General features: G+C 65.2%; 13 protein-coding genes and 1 pseudogene. 8 read left to right on the top strand and 6 right to left on the bottom strand.

Going from position 1 to position 15,872, the window contains the following annotated elements; translation table 11 throughout:
• The first annotated feature begins 27 nt into the window (after nt 1-27).
• The 7 genes and pseudogenes from H7J73_RS33875 to H7J73_RS21790 all read left to right on the top strand — a co-directional run.
• The gene (locus H7J73_RS33875) at nt 28-189 is read left to right on the top strand and encodes an FmdB family zinc ribbon protein (RefSeq protein ID WP_353962006.1); all 162 of its coding nucleotides are present in this window, start codon (nt 28-30) and stop codon (nt 187-189) included.
• Entirely contained in the window at nt 186-767 is a 582-nt protein-coding gene (locus H7J73_RS21815; protein WP_264069758.1) for an acetamidase/formamidase family protein, read from the top strand. The genes H7J73_RS33875 and H7J73_RS21815 overlap by 4 nt, the downstream gene beginning before the upstream one ends.
• Before the next feature lie 114 nt (nt 768-881).
• Nucleotides 882-2,096, top strand: coding sequence for an MFS transporter (locus H7J73_RS21810; protein WP_264069757.1), 1,215 nt, complete (start codon nt 882-884; stop codon nt 2,094-2,096).
• A 364-nt stretch (nt 2,097-2,460) separates the two neighbouring features.
• The gene (locus H7J73_RS21805) at nt 2,461-3,897 is read left to right on the top strand and encodes a hypothetical protein (RefSeq protein WP_264069756.1); all 1,437 of its coding nucleotides are present in this window, start codon (nt 2,461-2,463) and stop codon (nt 3,895-3,897) included.
• Between the two features lie 157 nt (nt 3,898-4,054).
• Nucleotides 4,055-6,256 (top strand): sensor histidine kinase, encoded by a 2,202-nt coding sequence (locus H7J73_RS21800; RefSeq protein ID WP_264069755.1) that lies wholly within the window; start codon nt 4,055-4,057, stop codon nt 6,254-6,256.
• Nucleotides 6,257-6,258: 2 nt separating this feature from the next.
• Entirely contained in the window at nt 6,259-6,876 is a 618-nt protein-coding gene (locus tag H7J73_RS21795) for a response regulator (RefSeq protein ID WP_264069754.1), read from the top strand.
• A 155-nt stretch (nt 6,877-7,031) separates the two neighbouring features.
• Nucleotides 7,032-7,258, top strand: a pseudogene (locus tag H7J73_RS21790) (hypothetical protein); the annotation flags it as partial.
• 210 nt (nt 7,259-7,468) lie between these two features.
• On the opposite strand, the gene H7J73_RS21785 reads toward H7J73_RS21790, so the two are convergent.
• From H7J73_RS21785 to serA, 3 genes are read right to left on the bottom strand one after another with little or no spacing between them, the layout of a single operon-like run.
• A complete protein-coding gene (locus tag H7J73_RS21785; protein WP_264069752.1) occupies nt 7,469-8,032 on the bottom strand; it encodes a hypothetical protein in 564 nt (187 codons plus the stop codon).
• A gap of 59 nt (nt 8,033-8,091) precedes the next feature.
• A complete protein-coding gene (locus H7J73_RS21780) occupies nt 8,092-9,102 on the bottom strand; it encodes a 3-isopropylmalate dehydrogenase (protein ID WP_264069751.1) in 1,011 nt (336 codons plus the stop codon).
• Nucleotides 9,099-10,685: a phosphoglycerate dehydrogenase gene (gene serA, locus H7J73_RS21775; protein WP_264069749.1), complete on the bottom strand. Its 1,587-nt coding sequence runs from the start codon at nt 10,683-10,685 to the stop codon at nt 9,099-9,101. Before serA ends, H7J73_RS21780 begins: the two co-directional genes overlap by 4 nt.
• Nucleotides 10,686-10,715: 30 nt before the next feature.
• Between serA and H7J73_RS21770 the strand changes: the two genes are divergently transcribed.
• On the top strand, nt 10,716-12,152 hold the full coding sequence (locus tag H7J73_RS21770; protein WP_264069748.1) for a phytoene desaturase family protein: 1,437 nt from the start codon (nt 10,716-10,718) through the stop codon (nt 12,150-12,152).
• A 59-nt stretch (nt 12,153-12,211) separates the two neighbouring features.
• Here H7J73_RS21770 and ilvC read toward each other — a convergent pair whose 3' ends face one another.
• The 3 genes from ilvC to H7J73_RS21755 are packed head-to-tail and all read right to left on the bottom strand — an operon-like array spanning nt 12,212 to nt 15,646.
• The gene (gene ilvC, locus H7J73_RS21765; RefSeq protein ID WP_264069921.1) at nt 12,212-13,213 is read right to left on the bottom strand and encodes a ketol-acid reductoisomerase; all 1,002 of its coding nucleotides are present in this window, start codon (nt 13,211-13,213) and stop codon (nt 12,212-12,214) included.
• Between the two features lie 52 nt (nt 13,214-13,265).
• Nucleotides 13,266-13,772: an acetolactate synthase small subunit gene (ilvN, locus tag H7J73_RS21760; protein WP_264069747.1), complete on the bottom strand. Its 507-nt coding sequence runs from the start codon at nt 13,770-13,772 to the stop codon at nt 13,266-13,268.
• The gene (locus tag H7J73_RS21755; RefSeq protein WP_264069920.1) at nt 13,772-15,646 is read right to left on the bottom strand and encodes an acetolactate synthase large subunit; all 1,875 of its coding nucleotides are present in this window, start codon (nt 15,644-15,646) and stop codon (nt 13,772-13,774) included. Before H7J73_RS21755 ends, ilvN begins: the two co-directional genes overlap by 1 nt.
• Nucleotides 15,647-15,872: the final 226 nt, after the last annotated feature.

Here is a 15,872-nt window from a genome sequence, read left to right as displayed (position 1 = left end):
GTCGCAATACGAACGACGTTTCGGTGTATGCACGCTGTGCCGCAACGACTTTCGATGCCGACCTACCCATACCGCTGCGATTCCTGCGGCCCCTTCGATCTCACGCGACCGATGGCCGCCGTTGCCGCCTCGGAACCCTGCCCAGCCTTCGGCGAAGCGGATGGCGGGTGTTCGGACTGCCTGGTGTGAGGTCCGTCCACCCTGGTATCCGTGCCGCACTCGACGCCAGCGCCGATTTACCTGCGGTCGTCACCTCGGTCGCCGGCCGGTCACGCCGCGTGGAGTGCCGGGAGTGGACCGACGCCCAGATCGGCAACAACGACTCCGCCAATGGCGTCCGCGACGTCGACCTGTCCGGAACGCACATGTGGCCCGGCCCGATCCACGTCGAAGGTGCTGAACCCGGTGACCTGCTCATCGTCGACATTCTCTATCTCGGCCCGGCCCCTCAGGAAGTCGGCGACGCACCGAGTCAGGGCTGGGGATACACCGGCATCTTCGCCAAGGACAACGGGGGCGGGTTCATCGACTTCCACGTCGACCTAATCAAAGGCGGGATGGAGATCTATGGCGTCACCACCAACCCGATCCCGATGCCGGGCAACGTCGAACTCCGATACTCGGAATTCGTCACTTTCATCGACATCGGCGTGGAGCACGACACGGACACCCAGCTGGACAACGACGCCACCGTCGCTCATCGCAACGCCTGCCTGAACGCTGTGACTTACCTGGAGAAGTTCAGCAACTCCGGTCCGCAGGCCTAGCTAATGCTCGGGGCGGCGCCGTTCGCGAATCATGTGTCATCCCGTCCAGACCGTCATCTCACATAATGGAATCATGATTCAGCATCGTGAGACGGGCATGCGAGCATGGATTCCATGGCCGCTCCATCCACCTACTCGATAAGCACGTGGCGCCGATGGTCGATGCTGGCCATGGCGCTCTGTTCGACCCTGTTTGCGAATGTGTTCATCAACGGTGTCGCGTTTCTCATCCCGACCCTGCAGTCCCAACGGGGTCTGCACCTCGCGTCAGCCGGACTGGTGGCGGCGTTGCCCAGCTTCGGCATGGTCGTGACGCTGATCGCGTGGGGCTACATCGTCGACCGCTTCGGGGAGCGGATCGTGCTGGCCGTCGGTTCCGCACTGATCGCCGCTGCCACGTTCGGTGCGGCATCGGCGCACTCCCTTCCTGCGATCGGCGCGCTGCTGTTTCTCGGCGGAATGGCGGCTGCCAGCAGTAACTCGGCCAGCGGCCGACTGGTCGTCGGCTGGTTCCCACCAGAGCAGCGGGGGCTGGTGATGGGTATCCGGCAGACTGCAACGCCACTCGGAGTTGGCCTGGGCGCCTTGGTGATTCCCCAGTTGGCGCAGGCATACGGAGTGTCCGTGGCGCTGCTGTTCCCCGCCGTGCTGTGCGCACTGGCCGCGGTATTCAGTGCTGTCGGCGTGCTGGATCCGCCACGGTCGAATCGAGCCGAAGCGCCGGCCGCAGAGCTGGCCAATCCTTACCGGAACTCGTCGGTGCTGTGGCGTATCCATGCGGTGTCAGTCCTCTTAGTCGTACCGCAGGCCCTGGTCTGGACTTTCACCCTGGTGTGGCTGATGACCGACCGCGGCTGGTCTGCGGCCTCGGCAGGTGCGATGGTGACCTTCGCCCAAGTACTCGGCGCCGGGGGCCGGATTGCCGCCGGCCGATGGTCCGACAAGACCGGATCCCGGCTTCGGCCGATCCGCACGATCGCGATCGGCGCCGCCATCGCGATGGGCTTGCTGGCGCTGACCGATCATCTGCACTCACCGCTGAGCGTCGCGGTCATAGTTATCGCATCGGTGATCACGGTGTCCGACAACGGGTTGGCGTTCACGGCAATCGCCGAAATCGCGGGTCCGTTCTGGAGTGGGCGCGCATTGGGCACTCAGAACACCTCGCAGCTGCTGACAGGAGGGATCGTGCCACCCCTGTTCGGCGGCCTGATCGCGGCGGCCGGGTTCCCGTTGGCGTTCGCGGTGTGTGCGGTGTTCCCGTTGCTCGCGCTGCCGTTGGTACCGGTGCACGCCGACCCGATGAAGAAGTCGCAGCGCGCGCCCTAGGCCTTGCCCAGTAGAAATCGAACGCCTCTGCACCAACGGACAACCCGGCTGGTTTGTCCCCTTTTCTGGGGACAAAGATAACTCTTGCACTATCGCGATCGATTTTCGGAGCACAGCAGTGGCTAGGCTCAAGATGTCGACAGCTGCACCGCCACAATGGCTTCCATTGGCGAGTGGCAATGGGCGGAAAACCCGACCGATGCTGACTGAGTTCTGAAACCAAAGGGGTACATACGTGAGACGGCGTGTTTTCATCACAAGCGGTGCAGGTGCCGTCGCAGGGATCACCGCTCTGGCGGGGTGCGCGAACTCCTCGCCCCCCTCCGCTCCCAGCCCTGCTCCAGCGACGGCAGCCGATGACCAGATGGCTTCTGCAATAGCGAAGCTGCGCGCCCAGTACCTTGCCGAATTCGACGCCGACTATGTCGAGCATGCGGTCCTGCCGTGGTACTTGAACACGCTTTCCGATGGAGAGCGTCCCGTCCTTCCCATGATCGACGTTGCCTTGACCAAAGAGAACGCCCTCCCCTACGACCTGTGGGGTCTGCTCAGCGATACGTGGCAGCCAGATCCGGAACAAGGTGTCACCGTGTTCCTCCAGGGCCTGGAGAAACGCGGACCCGACAACCGGCGCAAGCGTATCTATATGTCCGCGGTGACACCTGACCTCTACCAAGGGATGTATCAGGAGAAGGTCGTCGGTTTCTTCGACGAACTGTTCGCCGCGAGGAACGCCGGGAAACCCTTGATGCGGATCTACCTGGATACCTTTTGGGACCTCTACTGGGACCTGCATTTGGGCGTCAAGGGCAAGGATCTTCCGGCCGAGGTGCGCCAGATCGGCGCCAGCTTCAATACCGTGCTGGCTTACCGCGATCCCACCCAGAAGATCGTCTACGACAATTACATGACTGTCCGGAAGAACCTTTCCTTCCTGAAATCGTGGATCGACGACCGCCTCAAAGATATCCAGTCAGGAAAGACGCCGGCGCCCGAGAAGACCTTTGCGTGGTACTGGCTTAAGAACGGCGAAGAAAGCGAGTACTTCAACCACAAGGACGTGGTGTTCGAGTGCTTCCACAACTTCGTGGCATTCAGCCAGTGGGGTAACAGCCTGTACAACGTCATGGCGAAGCTGAGCAAAGAAGGTGGAGACGGACAGGCCAAGGCCGAATACCAGAAGACCATGTCTGGTGCGTTCGACACCCCGGACGGCAGTGCCTTTCCTCCCCTCGAGCGGTTTGTCATGGAACTCTTTCGCGTTATTTCGCCCAACGGCGGAAGCATCTCCGCACTCGAGGAAACCAGGCCACCCGCATTCGAACGGCACAACTACATCGTCAGCCCGCATACCTCGACCAGCCTCGACCCGGTCCAGTGGGCGAATCCCGATGTTTTCGACCCGTCGCGCTACGTGAAAGCGCCCACCAGCCAACAGATCGACGAAACACGCATCCTCCAAATGGGTCTGGCGCAGTGTCCGTTCGATCCGAAGTCGACGTTCGACGTCAAGGACGGTCGAAAGGCGTCACTGCACAACAGCGCGTTCGGCACGGTCTTCGGTGTAGCCGACGATCGACCGATGCCCGTGTGCGACTACGCCGGGTTCGCACCATTTGGCTTCGGCTACCGCCGCTGCCCCGGGGAGCAGCTCACCACAATGGCCTTCGAGGACCTGATCCGCAAGGTCTGGAAGGACAAGCTCGAATTCGTGAAAGTCGCCGGAGCAGATGCCGAGAAGCTGCCGATTGGTCCGGCCACAGTGATCGGCGACGATATCGGATTCACCCGCTCGGCCTGACCTTCGGCCCGGCTCGGGTCCGTCATCCTCACACGCAGATATCGTGGCGGCGATGGGTGGATTGATAGTGCGGCGTTCGGTAGCCAGCTGGGAACGGGCTGCTCGCGCGGTTCAAACCGACCGCAGTTCGTCTCCGAGTACAGACGCTGCTCACCGGATGGGCGTCGACCGGGCGCTGACGAACGCGGCGCTGTTCTGGGCAGCGGTGGCGCCCTCGATCCAGTTTCTCCTGGTCGGCGCCAACTCACACGACCTGACCCGGCCGCTGGCGGCAGGCGTGGCCTTCGCCATTCACGCAGCTGTCTGGGCGCTCGCCGCACTGCGGCGGGTGTCGCCGCCCGCGCTTCTTGCGACATGGACGCTCATCGGTGTGGCGATCGCGGCACACGCAACCGGATCCACCATTGAGATTCTGCGGGCTGCGCTGAACGTCGGCATCTCGGTATCGATACTGGCCGGCCTACTGCTTCGACTGCAGGCGGCCGTCGCCAGCAGCCTCGCCATCAGCCTTGCCATCGCGACGTCACTGTATGTCGCCGTGGATGACCTGACCCCGTACGCCTGGAGCTACCTCGTCCTGTTACCGGTGAACTGCCTCGGTACCGCACTCGCAGCCGGGGTGGCGGTCCGCGAGTTGCGTGCCGTCGCTGCCGAAGCCGACCACCGGGCGCATGCCAGGTTGACGGCCGACCGAACACTGGCCCGCCGGCAGCTGGAGGCGGAAGCGGGACGGCGGAGAGCACGTTTACTGCACGACACCATCGTCAACACCTTGGGCGCAATAGCCACGGGACGGATTGTCAGCGCTGACTCAGTGGTCGCGCGGCGATGCGCCGACGACATCCGTGCAGTGGACGAATCGCGGGCGAACCAGCACGTTGCCTCGGCGTCGGTGGATGACATTTTCGCCCATGCGCGCGCAATCGGTGTCGATCTCACTATCGGTAATGTCGCCGGATTCCGCCGGTGCCTTGCCGACCTGCCCGGGTGGCAGCGTCGGGAGATTCTCTCGACGATTCGGGAGTCGGTGACAAATGTCGCCAAGCACGCACAGGTAGCGGAGGCGGCCATCGAATATTGCTCGGCGACAAGGCACGTCACCGTAACCGATGCCGGAGAGGGTATGTCCGACATCGCCCCACTGCAGTCCGCGATGGCGGTTCGGGCCGAGGATGCAGGAACACGTACAACCGTCGCCAGCACTCCCGGTGGAGGGACGGCCACCACCATCGAGATTCCGATACCACGACCCACCACGCGCTCGGATGTGTTCCAGCGAGCGTCATTTCGGATGGCAGCGGGGATCGCAGCGGTGATGCTCACCGAATTCGGCGTGGTGATGCTTGTTACGACGACCCTGCGGACCGGGTGGTCGGTCGCGGCATTCGCACCGCCACTGACCGTCTGGCTCATCGTCGCGATCGCCTTGGCGGTGGTCTTGCGTTATGCCGGTGACGCAGCCGGCCTACCGATCGGCGCGGTGGGGGGCACCTACGTGGCGCTGATGGGCGGGATGGTGATCTTCGGATTCTCCCACCCCGCGCAGGCCGGGTGCGGCGTTCATCCCAATCTCGGCTGGGGCGGAGACGCCGCGGCGACCATTTGCGCCGTCCTCGTCCTGCTCGACGGTCGAGCACGGGTCGTGGCGCCCGCTCTCGCGGTCATCGGACTCGGCTCGTTCATCGTCCTGTACCACGACGCCGCGCATTGTGGCGGATCAACTGTGGCTCTTCTGATCGCCGACGCGTTGGTGGTCGCCGCGTTCCTGGTGTTACGTCGACAGGTATCGAGGTTGTCCGATGCGGTCGCGACTCAGCTTGACGACGAGTTGCACGGACGTGCTCAACAAGATCGACTACTAGCCGAAATCGCAATCCGAAGTGGCAGTTTCGATAGCCTGATCGACGAAGCACGCGCCCTGTTGCTCAGGGTCTGCACGCAGCCAGAACTCGTACACGATCCTGAGATCCGCGCAACGGCGGCGCTGGAGGAGTGTTACCTGCGAGCACTCATCGGATTGCCCTACGAGTCCGGCGAGATCACCGAAGCGTTCGTCGAGATCATCAACGCGGCCAAACGCGCACGAGTCAGCGTCGAGGTCAACCTCGAGGAAGGCGTCCTCGATGCAGCGCTCGCACAGTCCGTCTCCATGGCGGTCGTCGGCATCATCGCCGCCTGCGCTCCCGATGACAGGGTCTGCCTTGGGTTGTTCCGATCCAGTGGCCGTGGCGAATTGATTCTGGTTGCTCCACCGAACGCTATCGCGGCGGGACAAAGCGTCATCGCCGCATCGCCGATGGCCGGAGAGGCTGATGTTAGGTTGACGAATTCCGATGGCCTCGTCGAAATCAGGTGGTGACCGTGGCGCACATCGCGGTGGTCGACGACCACGTGCTGGTTCGAGAAGCACTCGCCGGTGTGGTGCGCGATCTCGGCCACGAGGTGAGCACCGCCAGCACCGTGGAGGCTGTTCTGCACCATCATCTGGACCTCCTCCTGCTCGATCTCGACCTCGACGCCGGGGGGCTGGCCGATGAGCAGATCGTCGCCACCCTGACAGAACGGGGTGTCGCGGTGCTCATCGTGTCGGCGCTCAGCAGCCCGCGGCACGTCCGCCGAATGCTGGCCGCCGGGGTTGCGGGAGTGGTGGCCAAAAGCGACAGTATGAAAGAGCTCTGTGCCGCGGTGGACGCCGCCCTCAATGGTCAGCAGTGGATGAGTCCTGTTCTGGCCAAGGCACTGGTGATCGACCATGACGCCGATCGGCCAAAGCTCTCTGATAACGAGTTGGAGGCACTACGGCTGTACGCATGCGGCCTGAAGCTCGACAGCGTCGCCCGACGGATGGGAGTCGCACCCAGCACGGCCAAGCAGTACATCGACCGAGTGCGCGACAAGTACGCCCGGGTAGGGCACCCCGCCCGCACCAAAGCGGAGTTGTACGCAGCCGGAGTCGATGACGGGTTCATCACGAAGTAGGTGTCCGTCCGACGTCGATCGTGACCCATCTTCGGGGGTCAAAATTCGCCAATATCCGCTCATGGTCACTGTCAGACCGCCCGTCCTGACTACACTCCACGGCGACATCACAGATTCTGGGGGCACAAGGCGCGCCGCCGATTACGCGCGAAGGGCTGCCTTATCTGACTGCCTTGGTCTATCTGATCGCGCGCGGAAAAGGCATGGCCGAGCGCGCACAGGATTCGACAGCCCAGGCCAAACAGGAAACCGACGCTTACGCCAAGGCCGCGGCGGGCCACTCCCCCGCGTAGGCATCGTCAACGCCAAAGCGCTTCTCGAGGAAGGCACCATCACCGAGCAGGAGTGTGACGCTCTCAAGGCAAAAGTGCTCGCACAGTAGGAAAGCCGCACGCGGATATCTTCTGCGGCGATCGCCGATACACCGTTGAGTCGGGGACCTGGTGTTGCTGCCGGGCCGTCATGTTCTGGGCACGCTGACCAGCACGAGCGGTCTGTTTCCGCGGTCGGGTTGGCGCCCTTCACGGTCGCCAGCACAGCGGCGCTACTAACTGTCGGCGTGTGGGGCACGAGGCGATGCGATAAAGCGCCGCTACCTGGTGTTCGCAGCCGATCGCGAGCGGCGCGGCAGGATCAGCAGCGCGGCCGCCAGAAAGCAGAGCGCACCGACGAAGGTGCCAAGGTTCGCCAGCGTGGGGTCCACGGTGGCGCCGTCGATCCTGACGAACGCCGCCACGGCGGACACCCCGAAAGCCACGCACCCGATCAGGTTGATCCACTCCGCCTGCCAGTCACGGGACTTCAGCGCCAACCGGCCGATGCCCACCGAGACCGCGACGACACCGAGCACACCGCTGACCAAGAATGCGACCGAACCCGTCACATCGGGCGCCCAGACAAGTCGACGCTCGGTCATTACCGCATGCGCCACCACCGCCGACCCCGTACTGACGTTGAACAAGATGGTTCCGAGGAATTGTATTGCCGCGGAAAGCCATTCGGTGGTCCATTCCTGCCCGCAGAGCCGCAGTTGCATCCACCCTGCGGTGGTGAAGAACCACGACCCGATGAAACACAGCAAGTTCGCCGTGCCGGCGCCGATGAATCCGGTCAGTCCCGGTGCGGTCGCCGCCGCGAAGAACGCAGAACCGATCACGAACAGCCAGCACTGTCGGTTCAGTGTGGCGAGCAATGTCAACCGCGTCTGGGGCTTGGCTAGAGCTTGCCGATGATCCGGTCACCCACGGCTGTCGTCGACAGCTGCTCGTCGCCGCGGGTCGCGAGGTGCTCTTCGACCGCTTTGTCGACCCGTGCCGCGGCCTCGGTCTCACCGAGATGGGCCAGCAGCAGCGCAACAGACATGACGGCGGCGGTCGGATCGGCGATGCCCTTACCCGCGATATCGGGCGCACTGCCGTGCACCGGCTCGAACATCGAGGGATTGGTGCGCGTGGCATCGATGTTGCCGCTCGCGGCCAACCCGATTCCACCCGCGACCGCCGCGGCGAGATCGGTGATGATGTCGCCGAACAGGTTGTCGGTGACGATGACGTCGAATCGTCCCGGGTCGGTGACCAGGTGGATGGTCGCTGCGTCGATGTGCTGGTAGCCGACCTCGACGTCGGGAAACTCCGTGCCCACCTCGGCCACGATGCGTGACCACAGCTTGCCGGCGAAGCTCAGCACATTGGTCTTGTGCACCAGCGTGAGGTGCTTGCGGCGGGTCATGGCGCGGGCGAATGCGTCACGGACCACCCGCTCGACGCCGAAGGCGGTGTTCAGGCTCACCTCGGTGGCGACCTCGTGTGGCGTGCCGATGCGGATCACGCCGCCGTTGCCCGTGTACGGCCCCTCGGTCCCTTCCCGCACCACGACGAAATCGATCGCGGGATCGCCGGCCAGCGGACTCTTCACGCCCGGGTACAGCTTCGACGGCCGCAGATTCACGTGGTGGTCCAACGCGAAGCGCAGCGTGAGCAACAGCCCGCGTTCGAGTACACCGCTGGGCACCGACGGGTCACCGATCGCGCCGAGCAGGATCGCGTCATACCCCTTGAGCTCGTCGACCATGCCGTCGGGCAGCGTCTCACCCGTCGCGTGGTAGCGCCGGGCACCGAGGTCGTACTCGGTGCGCTGTACCCCGGGCAGCACGACGTCGAGCACCCGCAGGCCCTGCGCGACCACCTCGGGTCCGATACCGTCGCCGCCGATCACCGCAAGCTTCATGACAGGTCCACCAGTTCCAAGGTCACTGCCTCGACCGCTGCGGCCAGGCTCTCGAGCACGTCAGCGGGCACCTCGCGATCGACACGCAACATCACCGTCGCGCCTTCACCGCTGGAGTCCTGACTCATCTGGGCGGCGAAGATGTCGACACCGGACCCGCCGAGCAGGGTGCCGATCTTGCCGAGCGCACCCGGCTGGTCGGCGTAGTTGATGATCAGGTTGTAGCCCTCGGCACGCAGATCGAAGTTGCGGCCGTTGATCTGGACGATCTTCTGCACCTGCTGCGGCCCGGACAGCGTGCCCGCGACGTTGGTGGCCGAGCCGTCGGAGTAGACCGCCCGCACGTCGACGACGCTGCGGTGGTTGGGGCTTTCGGTGGCCGTGGTGATCTCGGCGTTGACGCCACGCTCAGCTGCCAGCGCGGGCGCGTTGACGAACGTCACCTGATCCTCGATCACCGCGGAGAACAGGCCGCGCAGCGCCGAGAGCTTGAGCACCTCGACGTCCTCTGCCGCCAGCTCACCGCGGACCTGCACCGTCAGCGACACCGGCAGCTCAGACTTGAGGGCGCCGATGAGGACGCCGACCTTCCGGACGATCTCCAGCCATGGCGCCACTTCCTCGCCGACGGTGCCGCCACCGACGTTGACGGCATCGGGCACGAATTCGCCGGCCAGTGCGAGCTTCACGCTGGCGGCGACGTCGGTGCCTGCGCGATCCTGCGCTTCGGCCGTCGAGGCACCGAGGTGCGGGGTGACGATGACCTGCGGCAGTTCGAACAGCGGGCTGTCGGTGCACGGCTCGGTGCTGAACACGTCGATACCGGCGCCGCGGACATGGCCGCTGGTGATGGCGTCGGCCAAGGCCGCCTCGTCGATCAGGCCGCCGCGGGCGGCGTTGACGATGATCACACCCGGCTTGGTCTTGGCCAGCGCCTCCTTGCCGATCAGCCCCGCGGTCTCCTTCGTCTTCGGCAGGTGGACCGAGATGAAGTCGGCGCGGCCGAGCAACTCGTCGAGCGAGAGTAGCTCGATACCGAGCTGGGCGGCGCGGGCCTGCGACACGTAGGGGTCGTAGGCGACGATGTGGGTGCCGAAGGCGGCCAGCCGCGCCGCGACGAGCTGGCCGATGCGACCGAGGCCGACTACGCCGACGGTCTTGCCGAAGATCTCGGTGCCGTTGAACGACGACCGCTTCCAGGTGTGTTCGCGCAGCGACGCATCGGCCGGAGCGATCTGGCGGGCGGCGGCGAGCATCAGCGCCAGCGCATGCTCGGCGGCGCTGTGGATATTCGAGGTCGGGGCGTTGACCACCAGCACACCGCGGGCGGTCGCGGCGTCGACGTCGACGTTGTCCAGGCCGACACCGGCGCGGGCGACGATCTTCAGCTTGGTGCCGGCGGCGAGTACCTCGGCGTCGACGGTGGTGGCCGAACGCACCAGCAGTGCGTCGGCTTCGGGTACCGCGGCCAGTAGCTTTTCCCGATCCGGGCCGTCGACCCAGCGCACCTCCACCTGGTCTCCCAGGGCGGCAACGGTTGACTCGGCAAGTTTGTCGGCAATCAAAACAACGGGCAGGCTCACGCGAACAGAGTAATGGGCTGTAATTGTGCGATGGACACAGACGTCACCGTCGTCGGTAGCGGGCCCAACGGGCTGGCGGCTGCCGTGATCTGTGCCAGGGCCGGGCTGTCGGTGCGCGTCATCGAGGCGCAGCCGACGCCGGGCGGTGGCGCCCGCAGCGCGGCCGACCCCGAATTCCCGGGAGTGCTGCACGACGTCTGCTCGGCGGTGCACCCCCTGGGGGTGGCCTCACCGTTTTTCGCCGCGTTCGATCTGGCGGCCCGCGGGGTCGACCTGGTGGCGCCGGAGGTGTCGTACGCGAACCCGTTGCCCGGCCGGGCCGCGGCAGTGGCGTACCACTCGTTGCAACACACCTGCGACGAGCTCGACGACGGTGCTTCCTGGCGTAGGCTGTTCGGCCCGCTGACCGAACACGTCGACGGCGTGCTCGGGTTCTTCCTCGGGGACAAGCGGTCACTGCCGCCCGATCTGGTCACCACCGTGCGCACCGGCCTGCGGGTGTTGGCGCTGGGCAGCCCGGCCTGGGGCCTGCTGCGCGGCGACGACGCACAGGCACTCTTCGCCGGCGTTGGGGCACATGCCATCTCCACCATGCCGTCACCGGTCGTCAGCGGGGCCGGGCTGATGCTCGGCACCGTTGCGCACACCGCCGGCTGGGCGGTGCCCGTCGGCGGCACGCAGGTGATCTCCGACGCACTGATCGCCGACCTGTTGGCCCACGGCGGCGAACTGGAGCTCGGTCAGCCGGTCACATCACCGCCCGCCGGGGTGGTCCTCTACGACACCGCCCCGACCGCACTGCTGGACATCTACGGCGACGCGGTGCCGCACCGCTACGCAAAGGCGTTGCGCCGCTACCGATTCGGTCCAGGTGTCTGCAAGATCGACTTCGTGCTTTCCGATGAGATCCCCTGGCGCGACCAGCGACTCGCCCACGCATCGACGGTCCACATGGGCGGCAGCCGAGCGCAGATGGCGCTGGCCGAGCGGGAGGTGGCAGCGGGCCGCCACGCCGAATGGCCGATGACTCTGGCGTCGCTCCCCCATCTGTCGGATCCGTCGCGTATCGACGATCAGGGCCGCCGGCCACTGTGGACCTACGCGCATGTGCCGTCGGGCTCGACGGCCGACCTGAGTGAGACCGTGATCGACCTGTTCGAGCGGGAGGCACCCGGCTTCCGGGACCTGATTCTCGCGACCCGCTGCGTGCCCGCGGCCCAGATGTCGCAGCACAACGCCAATTACGTCGGCGGCGACATCATCGTCGGGGGCGCAACACTGTTCGCGGCGATGGTCGGCCCGACGCTGCGGGCCGATCCGTGGACCACGCCGATCCCCAAGGCGTATCTGTGCTCATCGGCGACCCCGCCCGGAACGGGCGTACACGGGATGGCCGGTTACTACGCGGCGCGCACCGCATTGCGGCGCGAGTTCGGCATCACGACGATGCCGGCATTGTCCCCCTAGCTGCGACTTCGGCGTGCTCCCGACCGCTGACCGGTCGAGAGCACGCCGAAATCAGACTGCTAGGCGGTCTCCGTGATGGGTCGGTCGACCCAGCTCATCAGGTCGCGCAGCTTCTTGCCGGTGACCTCGATGGGGTGCTCGGCGTTCTCCTTGCGCAGCTTCTCCAGGCGCTTGTTGCCGCCCTCGACATTGGCGACGAGCTCCTTGACGAAAGTGCCGTCCTGGATGTCCTTGAGGATGCCGCGCATGCGCTCCTTGGTGTCGGCGTCGATGACCCGCGGGCCCGACAGGTAGCCACCGAACTCCGCGGTGTCGGACACCGAGTAGTTCATCCGCGCGATGCCACCCTCGTACATCAGGTCGACGATCAGCTTGAGCTCGTGCAGCACCTCGAAGTAGGCCATCTCCGGCGCGTAGCCCGCCTCGACCATGACCTCGAAGCCGACCTTCACCAATTCCTCGGTGCCACCGCACAACACGGCCTGCTCACCGAAGAGGTCGGTCTCGGTCTCTTCCTTGAAGGTCGTCTTGATGACGCCGGCGCGGGCACCACCGATGGCCTTGGCGTAGGACAGCGCCAGCGCCTGCCCCTCGCCGTTGGGGTCCTGATCGATGGCGATCAGGCAGGGCACGCCCTTGCCGTCGACGAACTGGCGGCGCACCAGGTGGCCGGGGCCCTTGGGCGCGACCATGCCGACGGTGATGTTCTCGGCCGGCTCGATCAGGTCGAAGTGGATGTTCAGACCGTGGCCGAAGAACAGCGCGTTGCCGGCCTCCAGGTTCGGCTCGATGTCGTTCTTGAAGATCTCGGCCTGCGCGGTATCGGGCGCAAGCAACATGATCACGTCGGCCCACTTGGCGACCTCGGCGGGCGTATCGACCTCGAGGCCCTGCTCGGTGACCTTCTCCCGGGACTTGGAGCCCTCTTTGAGGCCGACCTTGACCTCGACGCCGGAGTCGCGCAGGCTCAGCGAGTGCGCGTGGCCCTGGCTGCCGTAGCCGATGACGCCGACCTTGCGCCCTTGGATGATCGACAGGTCTGCGTCGTCGTCGTAGAACATCTCAACTGCCACTTGATTTTTTCCTTTTCTGTGCTTTTACCGAAGAGATTGATTATTTGCCGGCGCCGATACCGCGTGGCCCGCGGGCCAGCGTCACCATGCCGGACTGCGCGATCTCCCTGATGCCGTAGGGCTCCAGGAGATTCAGCAGCGCCGTCAGCTTGCCGGGGGTGCCGGTGGCCTCGACGACCAACGACTCTGCCGACACGTCAACGACTTTGGCGCGGAACAGGTTCACCGCTTCGATGATCTGCCCACGGGTGGTCGCATCGGCACGCACCTTGATCAGTGCGAGCTCCCGCGAGACCGAGTTGTCCTCGTCCTGTTCGACGATCTTGATCACGTTGATCAGCTTGTTCAGCTGCTTGGTGACCTGCTCCAGCGGGAAGTCCTCGACCGAGACGACGATCGTCATCCGGGACAGGTTCTTCTGCTCGGTGGCACCCACGGCGAGCGACTGGATGTTGAAGCCGCGCCGGGAGAACAGGGAGGCGACGCGCGCCAGCACGCCGGGTTTGTCCTCGACGAGGACCGACAAGGTGTGTGTCTGAATGCCCATCACGCATGCCCCTCATTGCCCTGGTCGTCGAACAGCGGCCGGATTCCACGAGCCGCCTGGATCTCGTCATTGCTCATACCTGCGGCGACCATCGGCCAGACCTGCGCGTCGGCGCCGACGATGAAGTCGATCACCACGGGCCGGTCGTTGATCGCCCTGGCCTGGTTGATCACGTCTTCGACGTCTTCGGCACGCTCACAACGCAATCCGACGCAACCGAGCGCCTCGGCCAGCTTGACGAAATCCGGGATGCGATGGGAGTGGGTCGAGAGGTTGGTCTGGCTGTAACGCTCTTCGTAGAACAGCGTCTGCCACTGCCGCACCATGCCGAGGTTGCCGTTGTTGATCAACGCCACTTTGATCGGTGCGCCCTCCACGGCGCAGGTCGCCAGTTCCTGATTGGTCATCTGGAAGCAGCCGTCGCCATCGATCGCCCACACCTCGGCGTCGGGCCGGGCAAATTTGGCGCCCATCGCCGCCGGGACGGCGTAGCCCATGGTGCCAAGACCGCCCGAGTTCAGCCAGGTCCGGGGGTTCTCGTACTTGATGAACTGCGCGGCCCACATCTGATGCTGCCCAACGCCTGCCACATAGACCGCGTCGGGTCCGGCGATCCGGCCCAGCGTCTCGATGACGTATTCCGGACTCATGCTGCCGTCGCTCTGCGGGCCGTAGCTCAGCGGATACGTCGCCCGCACCGAGGACAGGTATTCCCACCAGTTGCCGATGTTGAGTCGAGTGCCGACAGCGTTCTCGCTGCGCAGCGCCTCGATCAGATCGGAGATGACGGCCTTGACGTCACCGACGATCGGCACATCGGCATGGCGGTTCTTGCCGATCTCGGCCGGATCGATATCGGCGTGGATCACCTTGGCTTCGGGCGCGAACGAGTCCAGCTTGCCCGTCACCCGGTCGTCGAAGCGGGTGCCGAGCGCGATCAGCAGATCACTCTTCTGCAGCGCACCCACCGCGGCGACGGTGCCGTGCATACCGGGCATGCCCAGGTTCTGCGGGTGGCTGTCGGGGAACGCACCGCGCGCCATCAGCGTGGTGACGACGGGGATGCCGGTCAGCTCGGCGAGGTCGAGCAGCTGGTCGGTGGCTTCACCACGGATCACGCCACCGCCGACATAGAGCACCGGCTTGCGGGCGGCGGCGATCAGCTTGGCCGCCTCGCGGATCTGGCGGTTGTGCGGTTTGGTGTTCGGCTTGTAGCCGGGCAGGTCGATCCGCGGCGGCCAGCTGAAGGTGCACTGCCCCTGCAGGATGTCCTTGGGGATGTCCACCAGAACAGCCCCTGGACGTCCGCTGGAGGCGATGTGGAAGGCCTCGGCCATCACCTCGGGGATCTCGTCGCCGTTACGCACCAGGAAGTTGTGCTTGGTGATCGGCATGGTGATGCCGGAGATATCGGCTTCCTGGAAGGCGTCGGTACCGATCAGCGCGCGACCGACCTGCCCGGTGATCGCCACGACAGGGATGGAGTCCATCTGCGCGTCGGCCAGCGGGGTGACCAGGTTGGTGGCACCGGGTCCGGAAGTGGCCATCATCACGCCGACCTTGCCGGTGGCGTGGGCGTAGCCGCTGGCGGCGTGGCCCGCGCCCTGCTCATGCCGAACCAGCACATGGCGTAGCTTCACCGAATCGAAAAGCGGGTCGTAGACCGGCAACACCGCACCGCCGGGAATGCCGAAGATCACCTCGACATCGAGCTCCTCCAGTGACCGGATTACCGACTGGGCACCCGTAAGCTGCTGCGGCGCAACCCTTCTCGGCGCGCTGCCGGTGGACTTGGCGGCGGGCTTGCCAGCCGGAACGGGGGTGCCGTTCGCGGGCGTGGCCGGCTCCGGTGGTCGCGTGGTGGGTGCGCTCACGGTGTCCTCATCTTCGATCAGTGGGTGGTGCATGCTCTGTTGGTGGGCAACAAAAATAGATGGGCAACAAAAAACCCCCGTCAGCTGCTGCTGCACGAGGGTTGCGCGTTGGTGTTGGTAGGGGTTAGCCCGACTGGGCTAGACGGCACCAACGCGCCGACAAATTACTACGAGGGTGCGCATAAGGGCCTGCATAATGCTCGACGGTAGCCGCCGTACTGGTCAA

Origin of the sequence: Mycolicibacterium komossense (assembly GCF_025822605.1) — a bacterium.
Taxonomy (GTDB): Bacteria; Actinomycetota; Actinomycetes; order Mycobacteriales; family Mycobacteriaceae; genus Mycobacterium; species Mycobacterium komossense.
Note: the sequence above shows the minus strand (reverse complement) of the source record. Positions and strands in the feature narration are given on the sequence as shown.